Annotated in this window: 9 protein-coding genes; 4 read left to right on the plus strand and 5 right to left on the minus strand. The window is 72.1% G+C overall.

Features of this window, described 5'->3' with window-relative positions; all coding sequences use genetic code 11:
* Positions 1 to 554 precede the first annotated feature (554 nt).
* The 5 genes from AB0J10_RS27530 to AB0J10_RS27550 are packed head-to-tail and all read right to left on the minus strand — an operon-like array spanning position 555 to position 5,976.
* Positions 555 to 1,865 carry a DUF58 domain-containing protein gene (locus AB0J10_RS27530; protein WP_363065163.1) on the minus strand — a complete coding sequence of 437 codons (1,311 nt, stop codon included), beginning with the start codon at positions 1,863 to 1,865 and terminating at the stop codon, positions 555 to 557.
* 11 nt (positions 1,866 to 1,876) lie between these two features.
* Positions 1,877 to 2,860, minus strand: a complete 984-nt coding sequence (locus AB0J10_RS27535; protein WP_363065164.1) for a MoxR family ATPase — start codon at positions 2,858 to 2,860, stop codon at positions 1,877 to 1,879.
* Complete coding sequence (locus AB0J10_RS27540; RefSeq protein ID WP_363065165.1) at positions 2,857 to 4,071, minus strand: DUF4350 domain-containing protein; 1,215 nt, start codon at positions 4,069 to 4,071, stop codon at positions 2,857 to 2,859. The genes AB0J10_RS27535 and AB0J10_RS27540 overlap by 4 nt, the downstream gene beginning before the upstream one ends.
* A complete protein-coding gene (locus AB0J10_RS27545; RefSeq protein WP_363065166.1) occupies positions 4,068 to 4,757 on the minus strand; it encodes a DUF4129 domain-containing protein in 690 nt (229 codons plus the stop codon). Before AB0J10_RS27545 ends, AB0J10_RS27540 begins: the two co-directional genes overlap by 4 nt.
* 4 nt (positions 4,758 to 4,761) lie before the next feature.
* Positions 4,762 to 5,976, minus strand: a complete 1,215-nt coding sequence (locus AB0J10_RS27550) for a glycerophosphoryl diester phosphodiesterase membrane domain-containing protein (RefSeq protein ID WP_363065167.1) — start codon at positions 5,974 to 5,976, stop codon at positions 4,762 to 4,764.
* A gap of 182 nt (positions 5,977 to 6,158) precedes the next feature.
* Here AB0J10_RS27550 and mtnA point away from each other — a divergent pair, with 182 nt between their 5' ends.
* The 4 genes from mtnA to AB0J10_RS27570 are packed head-to-tail and all read left to right on the plus strand — an operon-like array spanning position 6,159 to position 11,909.
* Positions 6,159 to 7,343, plus strand: a complete 1,185-nt coding sequence (mtnA, locus tag AB0J10_RS27555; protein ID WP_363065168.1) for an S-methyl-5-thioribose-1-phosphate isomerase — start codon at positions 6,159 to 6,161, stop codon at positions 7,341 to 7,343.
* 4 nt (positions 7,344 to 7,347) lie between these two features.
* Positions 7,348 to 8,037 carry a two-component system response regulator MtrA gene (gene mtrA / locus AB0J10_RS27560; RefSeq protein ID WP_208868138.1) on the plus strand — a complete coding sequence of 230 codons (690 nt, stop codon included), beginning with the start codon at positions 7,348 to 7,350 and terminating at the stop codon, positions 8,035 to 8,037.
* A 1-nt stretch (position 8,038) separates the two neighbouring features.
* On the plus strand, positions 8,039 to 10,081 hold the full coding sequence (mtrB, locus tag AB0J10_RS27565) for an MtrAB system histidine kinase MtrB (RefSeq protein ID WP_363065169.1): 2,043 nt from the start codon (positions 8,039 to 8,041) through the stop codon (positions 10,079 to 10,081).
* Positions 10,071 to 11,909 carry an LpqB family beta-propeller domain-containing protein gene (locus tag AB0J10_RS27570; protein WP_363065170.1) on the plus strand — a complete coding sequence of 613 codons (1,839 nt, stop codon included), beginning with the start codon at positions 10,071 to 10,073 and terminating at the stop codon, positions 11,907 to 11,909. The genes mtrB and AB0J10_RS27570 overlap by 11 nt, the downstream gene beginning before the upstream one ends.
* Positions 11,910 to 12,208 lie beyond the last annotated feature (299 nt).

Below are 12,208 nucleotides of genomic sequence, written 5' to 3' on the forward strand. Positions count from 1 at the left end.
GGGGACCCTGTGGGAGAGTAGGACACCGCCGAACAATTCTTCTGGGAAAGCCCCGGACCGACACGGTCCGGGGCTTTTTCGCGTTCCGGGGGGGGGGACCCGGGCACGGGTCGTGGGGGACGGGTCGTGCCTGAGCGACCGCCACCCCGGCTCCGGGTTTCGAGAACCCTGCACAGCGATGCCAGAGCTGTGACCCGGGCAGGTTCAACGGTATCGGTCGATCGAGTTGCGGCACCCCGCCTGCCGAAGACCCAGCCGCGGTCCGGCTCGTGCGCGCCGACCTGGGCTGTGACCGAGAGCATCTGCCGGTTCGGTGGTCAGCTCCCTTCCGTTTCGAGTGGCCGGCCGCCCAGGGATGCCCCTGTGACTGCAGATACCCGCCCGTTCGCGTCTGGGCAAGCCGGAATGTCACGGTGCCGGATGTTGCGCCGGCGCAGGTGGGGGTGCGGCTCCCGTGTTCCGGAGGTGCGGTCGGGGTGGTTCGATTCGGCGATGGGACTCGTACGTCCAACCGCCACGACCAATCTCATCCGGCGAACCCCTGCGGGCAGTCCTCAGAGACGTCCTGCCGCCTTGAGCGCCAAGTAGGCGTCGGCCAGAGCCGGTGCGAGGTTCTCCGGAGTGGCGTCGACCACGGTCACGCCGTGGCGCTGGAGTTGTTCCGCCGTGCGGCGGCGCTGCTGCTGTGCCTGGGTGCCGGCGGCGGCCTCGTACACCGCGTCCAGGTTGCCACGACCGCCCGACATCTTCTCGATGTGCGGATCCGCGACCGAGGCGACCATCACCGTGTGGCGCTGCGTGAGCTGCGGCAGCACCGGCAGCAGGCCCTCCTCGATGGGGGCGGCGTCCAGGCTGGTCAGCAGCACGATGAGAGAGCGCCGGGGGGCGTGCTTGAGCGTCGCCGCGCTGAGGCCACGGGCGTCCGTCTCCACCAGCTCCGGTTCCAGGGGAGCCATGGCGTCGACCATGGCCGGCAGGACTTCCCCGGCCGTCCTGCCCTGCACCTGGGCGCGCACCCGGCGGTCGTAGGCCAGCAGGTCCACGCGGTCACCCGCGCGGGTGGCGAGCGCAGTGAGGAGGAGGGCGGAGTCCAAGGCCGCGTCCAGGCGAGGGACGTCGCCCACCCTTCCGGCCGCGGTCCGGCCCGTGTCGAGCACGATCAGGATGTGACGATCCCGTTCCGGCCGCCAGGTGCGGACCGCGACCGTCGTCTGCCGTGCGGTGGCGCGCCAGTCGATGGAGCGGGTGTCGTCCCCCGGGACGTACTCTCGGAGGCTGTCGAACTCGGTGCCTTCCCCACGGATCAGCACGCTGGTCCGGCCGTCGAGTTCGCGGAGACGGGCCAGTCGGGACGGCAGGTGCTTGCGGCTCGTGAAGGGCGGCAGGACGCGGACCGTCCAGGGCACCCGGTGGTTCCCCTGGCGGGCGGCGAGTCCGAGAGGTCCATAGGAACGGACCGTGACGAGCTCGGCGTGGCGGTCACCGCGGCGGGTGGGGCGCAGGACCGTCTGGAGACGGCGGCGTTCGCCGGCCGGCACGGTCACCGTGTGCCGTGAAGCGGCCTGCTCGGTTCCTGGGAGCCAGCTGCTCGGTGGCCAGGCGTCGCGCAGGCGGGCGCGCAGTCGCCGGGAGGACGCGTTGGTTACCGTGAGCTGCACTTCCGCGCTCATGCCGAGCCGAACTGACGAATCACCGGTTCGGGTGAACTGGAGTGTTCGGACTGGTGCGGCGAGGGCGTAGTCGCACAGAATTGCTACTGCGAGTGGTGCGTTGACGGCCAGCATCCCCGTCCAGCTGGGTTCGAGGAGTCCGACGGGAATGGAGCCGAGTGCGGCGAGGAGTGCCGCTCGTCCGGTGAGGGCCATGACGCACCGCCTCAGCGGGGGACGGGGACGTGGGCGAGGACGGCGGTGATGACCGAGTCCGCCGTGACGCCTTCCATCTCGGCTTCCGGCCGCAGCTGGATGCGATGACGGAGGGTGGGCAGGGCGAGGGCCTTCACATCGTCGGGGATGACGTAGTCGCGGCCGGTGAGCCAGGCCCAGGCCCGCGCTGTGGAGAGCAGGGCGGTGGCGCCTCGGGGAGATACGCCGAGGGTGAGTGAGGGGGAGTCACGGGTGGCACGGCAGATATCGACGACATAGCCCGCGATCTCGGCGGAGACCGAGGTCTTGGCGACGGCCGCTCTGGCGGCTTCCAGGTCGGCGGGTGTGGCGACGGGGTGCAGTCCGGCGGCCTGCAGGTCGCGCGGGTTGAAGCCCTCGGCGTGTCTGGCGAGGACGTTGATCTCGTCGTCGCGTGACGGCAGTGGCACGGTCAGCTTCAGCAGGAAGCGGTCGAGTTGTGCCTCGGGCAGGGGGTATGTGCCCTCGTACTCGACCGGGTTCTGAGTCGCGGCCACCAGGAACGGCTCGGGGAGAGGGCGAGGTGTCCCGTCGACGGTGACCTGGCGTTCTTCCATGGCCTCCAGAAGCGATGACTGGGTCTTCGGCGGTGTCCTGTTGATCTCGTCGGCGAGCAGGAGGTTGGTGAAGACCGGGCCTGGCTGGAAGGAGAACTCCGCGGTCCGCGCATCATAGACCAGAGAGCCGGTGACATCGCTGGGCATGAGGTCCGGGGTGAACTGGACCCGCTTGGTGTCCAGTTCGAGCGAAGCGGCCAGAGCCCGCACGAGGAGGGTCTTGGCGACGCCGGGGACTCCCTCGAGGAGAACATGGCCACGGCAGAGCAGGGCCACGACCAGTCCGGTGACCGCGGAGTCCTGGCCGACCACGGCCTTCGCGATCTCGGCGCGCAGGGCCTCCAGTGAGGAGCGTGCGTCGTCCGAGTGCTCGGCGGTCTCGGGGGTCGGGGCGCTCATGAAGTGCGTACCTCTCGTTCGAGGGCGTCCAGTTGGTCAGCCAGGCGGATGAGTGCGGCGTCGTCGGCAGGGGCCGGTCCGAAGAGCAGAGATCGGAGGTCGCGGTCGCTGTTGCGCAGATGCGCCGAGACGGCCGGGAGGAGGAGGTCGGGTGAATGGGCGTCAGCGAGGGTGATGCCCAGGAGGGGGGCGAGCCGGGTCCGTGTGGCCTGACGGAGGGCGGAGGCGGCGCGGTCGCGGGCGTTCGCCTTGCGGTACAGGCGGGCGCGGCCCTCGGTGGACTCGGAGGCACGGACGGCCACGGGCAGCCGTTCGCTGACGAGCGGCCCCAGGCGGCGGGCACGCCACACGGCGGCGAGCACGGCGGCGACGGCGAGTTGGAGGGCGGCCCAGAGCCATCCGGCAGGGATGAGCCGGCCGATGCCGGTCTCACCCTCCCCTTGCCCGTCGCGGGTGCCGTCGTCCCCGGCGGCCGATCCATCGGAGAGGGAAGGGAGGTACCAGACCAGATGAGGGCGGGAACCGAGCAGTTGGAGGGCGAGCGAGGCGTTGCCCTCCTTGCCGAGGCGTTCGTTGTAGAGGATGTCGGGGGCACCGAGGAGGACGGTGTCGCCGGTTCCGGGAGCATCGCTCCGGAGCAGCGTCGGCAGTCCGTCGACGAGGTAGCAGGAGTCACTGCCGAGGGTGTTGTCGGTGGTGTAGCGCTCGCCGCCGAGGTCGGCGCTCCCGGCTCGCCGGGCTGCCGGGAAGGTGCACCGCGGCTCACGCGCGGCGACCGGGGCCGGCGTGTCGGCCGAGGTTCCGGGAGCGAAGGTGCCGACGGAGGCGGGACCGGGGGCGACGAGGACGGAACGGCCGCCGGAGGAGGCCATCGCCGTGCGCAGGGCGTTCTGTTGACGGCCGGTCAGCAGGTCGGGCCCGGCGACGAGCAGGGTGGTGTCGGGGCCCGTCGCGGCAGTGGCTTCGGCCAAGGTGGTGACCACGCGGGTGGTGACGCCTCGTTCCTTGAGCAGCTCGGCGACGGCGCGGCTGCCGGAGGGGTCGGCGGAGCGCGGGTCGAGGCGGCCCTGGCCGCCGTCGGAGCGGATGACCGCGATGACGAAGCCGGCCACGATGAGGACCACGAGCGCGAGCAGGATTCCCCGGCTGCGGATCCAGACCTGGTGGGTGGTCGGGGACACCGCGGTGGTGCCGGTCGTGGCCTCGGTCATCCGCGGCCCCCCCGGACCGTGGCGGTCAGATCCGGCTTGGTGCGGCCCAGTTCGGTGTCGAGGTCCCGCAGACGTGCGTACGCCTGCTGGTCGGCGGTGCGTCCGCCGTATGTGACGTCGTCGAAGGTACGGGCCGCCGTGCGCAGCGCATCGGTGTGGCCGGGCAGCGGGCGTCCGGCTTCCGCGGCGGCCTCGTCGGCGGTGCGGCCGGGGCGGGGCTCGAGCAGGGCGCGTTCCTCGAGGGAGCGGACGATGGCGCGCATCCGTTCCTGGACCGCCTGGTTCCAGCGTCCCGCGGCGGCGTGCGTCTCGGCGGTCGCCCGGTGCTCGGCGGCGCTGCGGGGGCGGTCGCCGAAGAGCGTGTCCCCCGTGGTGACGGTGCGGTGCGGGGCGCCCAGCCGCCACCACAGTGCGGCGATCAGCGCGGCGGCGAGCAGGGCGATGACGGCGAGTCCGAGCGGGCCGCCGGGTGAGGCTCCCGCAGCGGTGTCGAGCACGTCGGCGAGCCACTCCCAGAAGCGATTGAGGGCGCGCTCGATCAGGTTGGGGTCGTTCTCGTGGTACATCGGCTTGGACAGCTCGCGTTCGGCCGCCTCCCTCGCGGGGACGCGAGGGAGCTCCACGGGCACCTCGTCGTCGGCGTGGGCCCGTAGCCACGCCCGGGTCGCTCCCCCCGTGACGGACACGGCATCAGCTCCCGGGGGTGTCGTCGCCAGGTGTCGGCCCGCGGTCGTCCACGCCCGCCGCCCTGGCCAGTTCGAGGTCGAGAGCCTCGCGGCGGATGCGCTGGTCCACGTAGAGGAGCACGGTGACGCCCGCCGAGATCGGATAGGTGATGGAGGAGGCGGCCACCGCGCCGATGCCGGTGATGATCAGGAAGGGCCAGCCGAACTCCGGTGCACTGCCCGAGAACAGTCCGCCGAGTCCCTCGCCGTCGACGGCGTAGGCGATCAGGCCGAACGGGATGGCGATGATCACGGAGACCAGGAAGGTCAGCAGCATAGTGAGCAGCAGGATGCCGAAGACCCGCCACCATGCTCCGCGCACCAGCTTCGCCGAGCGCCGCATCGACTGGACGACGCCCTGCCGTTCCAGCATGAGGGCGGGGGAGGCGAGTGCGAACCGGACCATGAGCCAGACGGTGACGACCGCGCCGGCGATCCCGCCGAGTGCGGCGAGGGCGGCGCCGCCCTCGGAGCCGAGGAGCAGGCCCGGCAACAGTCCGACGGTGAGCACCACGGCGGCGATCAGCGGCAGCAGCAGGGTGAGGCCGAGGAGTTGGGGCAGTCGCGGTCGCGCCTCGCGCCACGCGTCGGACAGCGTGACGTCGCGGCCCAGCACCGAGCGGCTGATGACCACGGTGAGCAGGGCGGTGGTGAAGAGCGTGGCGATCAGAGTGATCGCCATGACCGGTGCCGTGCCCACGAGCGTCGAGTTGAGCTGGTCCCCCAGCTGGCTCAGGGCTTCCTCCGGGGTGGGGTTCGGATCCATCCGGGGCGGCTGCGGGACGAGATAGCGCTGGACGAGGATGTCGCAGATCTGGGTGATGACGGAGACCGTGATCGTGATGCCCAGGACCGTGCGCCAGTGGGCGCGCAGTGTGGACACCGCGCCGTCGAGGATCTCGCCGACTCCGAGCGGCCGCAGCGGGATCACTCCGGGCTTCGCGGCCGGTGGCTGCCCCCAGCCGCCTTGCTGCGGTGCGCCGCCCCAGCCCGGTCCGCCGGACTGCGGGGGCACGGGTCCGCCACCGGGTCCGGTCGGCGGGGCCCACCTGCCCGCGGGTGGCTGCTCGTTGGACCACTTCGAGGAGGCGTCAGGATCGGCGGCGGGACCGGGCGATCCGGCACTCCGGTCGTCGGACGGGGAGGATCCGGGCGAGGCCCAGCCCGGAGTGTCGTTCACGGTCGTCCACCTCGTGGATGTGTCGCGGGGCCGGCTCTGAGAGCCGGCTGGGTCACGGCGCCTGTCCGCACGTCAGAGTGGGAGGCTGGCAGCCATCGTGCCACGCACCGGCTGCGGGTGGGCCGGGCCGTGGATCTCGTTCTCTCCTTCATTGTGCGTGCGTCAGCGGGCAGACTGGGCGGATGGCTGATCAGTACGCACAAACCCTCGACGGCGAGCAGCCCTCCGGGCTCGCCTCGCTGCGTTGGGACGAGCTCCCGGAAGGCCCGGTGCTGGCCCTGCTGGACCAGCGCAGACTGCCGGCCGAAGAGGCCGAGCTGGTGTGCACCGACGTTCCGGCCCTGGTGGAGGCGATCCGGACGCTGGCCGTGCGCGGTGCGCCGCTGCTGGGGATCGCCGGGGCCTACGGGGTCGCGCTGGCCGCGGCACGGGGCTACGACGTGGCGGAGGCGGCATCGCTGCTCGAGGCGGCGCGGCCCACCGCCGTGAACCTCGGCCACGGGGTGCGGAGGGCCGCCGGTGCGTACGAGACGGCGGCGGGCAGGGGCGCGGACGCTGAGCAGGCGGCCGCCGCCGTGCTGGCCGAGGCGCGGGCGCTGCACCGCGAGGACGCCGAGGCGAGCGAGCGGATGGCGCGGCACGGGCTCGCGCTGCTGGACGAGCTGATGCCCGGCGGCAGTCACCGGATCCTGACGCACTGCAACACCGGGCGGCTGGTCTCCGGCGGTGAGGGCACGGCGTTCGCGGTGGCGCTCGCCGCGCACCGGTCGGGGCGGCTGCGCAGACTGTGGGTGGACGAGACCCGGCCGCTGCTGCAGGGCGCGCGTCTGACCGCGTACGAGGCGGCCCGGAACGGGATGGCGTACACCCTGCTCACGGACAACGCGGCCGGATCGCTGTTCGCGGGAGGAGAGGTCGACGCCGTGCTGGTGGGGGCCGACCGGATCGCCGCTGACGGCTCGGTGGCCAACAAGGTGGGCAGCTATCCGCTCGCTGTCCTCGCCCGGTACCACCACGTGCCGTTCATCGTGGTGGCACCGACCACGACCGTGGATCTGTCGACGCCAGGAGGCGCGTCGATAGAGGTGGAGCAGCGGTCCGGGCAAGAGGTGACGGAGCTGCCCATGCCGCCCGAGACGGTGACCGGTGTCACAGGCGTACCCGTGCCACGCGTGTCGGAGGCTTCCTCCGGCGCCCCCGGGGTGCCGGTCGCACCGGTGGGGACCCAGGTGTACAACCCCGCGTTCGATGTGACGCCGCCGGAACTCGTGACCGCGATCGTCACGGAGGAAGGGGTCGTCTCCCCGGTCACCGGGGCCGGGATCGCCGAGCTGTGTTCCAGGTCACGCCAGGTAACGATTAGCTAATGGGATGATGTCGATTATGAAGGGACGCGTCCTTGTCGTCGACGACGACACCGCACTGGCCGAGATGCTCGGCATCGTGCTGCGTGGTGAAGGGTTCGAGCCGTCGTTCGTAGCGGACGGCGACAAGGCACTCGCCGCTTTCCGAGAGACCAAGCCGGACCTCGTGCTGCTCGATCTCATGCTGCCCGGCCGGGACGGCATCGAGGTGTGCCGGCTCATCCGGGCGGAGTCGGGTGTGCCGATCGTCATGCTCACGGCCAAGAGTGACACCGTCGACGTGGTGGTCGGGCTGGAGTCCGGTGCCGACGACTACATCGTCAAGCCGTTCAAGCCGAAGGAGCTGGTGGCCCGTATCCGGGCCAGGCTGCGGAGGTCCGAGGAGCCCGCGCCCGAGCAGCTCGCGATCGGCGACCTGGTCATCGACGTGGCCGGGCACTCCGTGAAGCGCGACGGTCAGTCGATCGCGCTCACCCCGCTCGAGTTCGACCTGCTCGTGGCGCTCGCCCGCAAGCCGTGGCAGGTGTTCACGCGCGAGGTGCTGCTCGAGCAGGTGTGGGGGTACCGTCACGCGGCGGACACCCGTCTGGTGAACGTGCACGTGCAGCGGCTGCGCTCCAAGGTCGAGAAGGACCCGGAGCGGCCGGAGATCGTCGTGACCGTCCGTGGCGTCGGTTACAAGGCCGGACCGAGCTGACATGTCCGTGGGCAGCGCTGCTCCGAAGCCCGGGGGGCCGGGAGTCCGTACGGGGCGGGCTGCCGGGCCCGGGCACGGGTCTTCACGTCTCGGCCGTCTCTTCCCCGGTGGGCGGCTGCTGCCGGACGGGGCGCCGGGCGGGCCGGTGCTCCGGCTCGTCGTGCGCTGGGTCAGGCGTCCACTGCTGCCGGCCGTCCGGCTCTGGCGCCGGAACCTCCAGCTCCGCGTGGTCGCGGGCACTCTGCTGATGTCGCTGGGCGTCGTACTGCTGCTGGGCCTCGTCGTCATCGGCCAGGTCCGCAACGGACTCCTGGACGCCAAGGAACAGGCCGCCCTGAGCCAGGCCGCGGGGGGTTTCGCGGCCGCGCAGGAGAAGGCGAGCGGGGCCTCGGCGCTCGACGGCCAGGACGGTGACGCAACCGACGGCAGGCCCAGCCGCAGCTCCGTGAACTGGCGGTCAGAGCTGGTGAAGCAGCTGGCCAGTGGCGGTCAGGGCGCGTACCACGTGGTTGCGCTGAGTCCGGATTCCGACGACGCCGGTACGAGCCGGGCGCCGCGGGCGTCCGGGGACGTGGACGTGACGAGCGTTCCCCAGGCGCTGCGCAGCTCGGTCGCGCAGGGGGCGGGCACGTTCCAGACGTACGTCAAGATCAAGTACTCGGTTCCGCAGGAACCCGAGGCCGGCCTGGTGGTCGGCAAGCGACTCAACGACGTCGCGGGCTACTCGTACGAGCTGTACTACCTCTTCCCGCTCACGCAGGAGGAGGAGTCGCTGAGCCTGGTCAAGGGCACGCTGGCGACGGCGGGGTTGTTCGTGGTCGTCCTGCTCGGGGCGATCGCGTGGCTGGTGGTGCGGCAGGTCGTCACACCCGTCCGGATGGCCGCGGGCATCGCCGAGCGCCTGTCCGCGGGACGGCTCCAGGAGCGTATGAAGGTCACCGGGGAGGACGACATCGCCCGGCTCGGTGAGGCCTTCAACAAGATGGCGCAGAACCTTCAGCACAAGATCCAGCAGTTGGAGGAGCTGTCGCGGATGCAGCGCCGCTTCGTCTCGGACGTGTCGCACGAGCTGCGTACACCGCTGACGACGGTGCGGATGGCCGCGGACCTCATCCACGAGGCACGGAGCGATTTCGATCCGGCGACGGCGCGCTCTGCGGAGCTGCTGGCCGACCAGCTGGACCGGTTCGAGTCGTTGCTGGCGGACCTGCTGGAGATCAGCAGGTTCGACGCGGGCGCGGCGGCCCTCGAAGCCGAGGCGATAGACCTGCGCGAGGTGGTCCACCGGGTGATCGGCGGCGCGGAGCCGCTGGCGGAGCGCAAGGGCAGCCGGATCCGGGTCGTCGGGGACGAGCAGCCGGTGGTGGCGGAGGCCGACGCCCGGCGCGTCGAGCGTGTGCTGCGCAACCTCGTCGTCAACGCCGTCGAGCACGGCGAGGGCCGCGACGTGGTCGTGCGGATGGCGTCCGCCGGCGGCGCGGTAGCCGTGGCCGTCAGGGACTACGGGGTGGGACTCAAGCCCGGTGAGGCGACCCGGGTGTTCAACCGCTTCTGGCGGGCCGATCCGGCACGGGCGCGCACGACGGGCGGCACCGGCCTGGGTCTGTCCATCGCCGTGGAGGACGCGCGGCTGCACGGCGGCTGGCTGCAGGCGTGGGGCGAGCCGGGAGGTGGCTCGCAGTTCCGCCTGACCCTGCCGCGTACGGCGGACGAGCCGCTGCGGGGATCGCCGATACCGCTGGAGCCCGAGGACTCGCGGCGTGCCCGTGAGCGTGCCGCCGCCGATGCGGCGAACGACCGGGCGCTGCGGCTGTCGACGGTGCCGTCGCAGCCCGGTGCGCACCGTCCGGGCCTGCCGATACCGGGCCGGCCCGCGGTGCCGCCGCACACTTCGCCGTCGGCGGCGGTGGACCCGGCGGCGCTGCCCGGCAGCGGCGCCCGGGTGGTGGCCCGTCCGGCGCCGGAGCGGACGGGGCATGGTGGGACGGCGGAAGCGGTCCCTGGACAGGTTTCCGAGCGGGAGGACACCACTCGTGGGCGCTGAGGGGCGTCGGTACGGCCACGGACGCGTCACACGAGGCACAGCGCTGCTCGTTTGCGCCGGGTTCGTGCTGGCCGGTTGCGCGTCCATGCCGAACAGCGGCGACGTGGAGCAGGTGAGGGCCACCAAGGGGCCGGACTCGCAGGTTCGGGTGTACGCCGTCCCGCCCCGTGACGGCGCCAGGCCCCAGGAGATCGTCGACGGCTTCCTGGAGGCCATGACCAGTGACGATCCGGGCTACGCGACGGCCAGGAAGTACCTCACCAAGCGGTGGACCAAGAAGTGGCGGCCCGAGTCGCTCACGACCGTGCTGACCGAGGCCCCCGAGCCGGCGGCGCCGCCCGGTCGTGAGGAGGGCGAAGAGCTGGCCTACGCGCTGTCGGGCGAGCTGATCGCGACGGTCGACCGCCACGAGTACAAGTCGGTCGTGCCCACGCAGTACGGCGGCGCGCTGCGGCTGGTGCGGCAGAGCACCCCGGACGGCAAGGGCAAGGAGTGGCGCATCGACGCCGCTCCCCAGGGCCTCGTGCTCGGGGAGAGCGACTTCCTGCGCAACCACCTGTCGGTGAACAAGTACTACTGGGTGTCGGGACAGAACACGGTGGTCGCTGACCCGGTGTACATCCGCCAGCGGCAGGACCCGGTGACCCGGATGGATCCGGTGACCCAGACGATCTCGGCGCTCTTCGAGGGCCCCGCGCACTGGCTGGTGCCGGTCGTGGAGTCGCCGTTCCCCACGGGCGCGGGCCTGAAACGGGGCGTCGCGTCCCTGACCCCCGACGACCAGGGCGAGCTGAAGGTGCCGCTCAACGACAGGGCGTCGAACGTCGGCGGAGCGGTGTGCAAGCGGGTGGCGACGCAGATGCTGCTCACCCTGAGGGAGCTGGCGGCACCCCGCGTCGAGCAGGTGCAGCTCCAGCGGGCCGACGGCTCCCCACTGTGCGTGCTGACGGGCGACCAGGCGGACGCGTACGCCCTGGAGCGGCTCTCGCCCAGCCCCAACGTGTACTTCGTCGACAGCGACCACCGGATGGCCGTGGTGGGGACGAAGCCGAAGAACATAGACAAGACCATGGTTCGAGGGCCGTTCGGCGACGGTCAGCTGAAGATCGGCACGGTCGCCGTGGCACGCAGTCTCCACCGGGCGGCGGCGGTCTCGCAGGACGGCAAGTCCCTGTACGCGGCATCCATCGTCTCGGACGAGGCCCTGGCGGCGCCGCTGGCCCAGAGTGCCGCTCCCCGGGCCGCGGACCGGCTCTCGGCGCCCAGCTGGGACCGCAACGACCTGTGGGTCGCCGATCGGGACCCCGCCAACCCGCGGCTGCTGCGCTTCGCGGGCGGCAAGGGTCCGGTGGAGGAGGTCACGGTCGACGGACTCGACGGCGCGCGGATCGAGTCGTTGCGGGTGTCGGCCGACGGCGTGCGCATGGCGCTGCTCCTGTCCAAGGACGGGAAGAGCACCTTGGAGATCGGCCGGATCGAGCGGAATACGGACCCGGCGGGGACGACCACGGTGTCCGTGGTGGCGCTGCGGGCGGCTGCGCCGCGACTGGAGTCGGTGACCGCCCTGTCCTGGGCCGGGCCGAGCCGTCTCGTGGTGGTCGGCAAGGAGGCCGGCGGTGTGCAGCAGGTGCGCTACATCGAGACGGACGGCTCCCTCACACCGGCGGGCGGTCTTCCGGGCCTCAACAAGGTGTCGGCGGTGGCGGCCACGGAGGACGACGAGCAACTCCTGGTGGCGGTCTCGGACGACGGGCTGGTGCGGCTGATGCCGAACGCCAACTGGCAGACGATGGTCGAGAAGGGGACGTGGCCGGTCTACCCGGGCTGAGCGCCTGAGCTCATCGGCTGCCTGGGGCGACCGGACGGGGCCTCGGCTTCGTCTGAAGGTCCGGGCGGGGCGGGGCCGTGGTCACCGAGCGGTCGTGGGTCGTGCGGAGCCCGGTCCCGCCGGTCCTGAGCGGGATTCGGCCGGGGCTCGTCGGTGCGTCGGGGCTGTGTTCCCGACCTGCCCGTGCCCCGGCCGGAGGCGTGCGGCGGGGACCGGGCGCGAGGCCGAAGCCCCGTCGTCCTGCCCGGGCGCCCGAGGTGCACGCCGACTGACCATCCCCCTCCGCTGGGCAGGTTTTC

This window comes from Streptomyces sp. NPDC049887, from assembly GCF_040656535.1.
GTDB lineage: Bacteria > Actinomycetota > Actinomycetes > Streptomycetales > Streptomycetaceae > Streptomyces.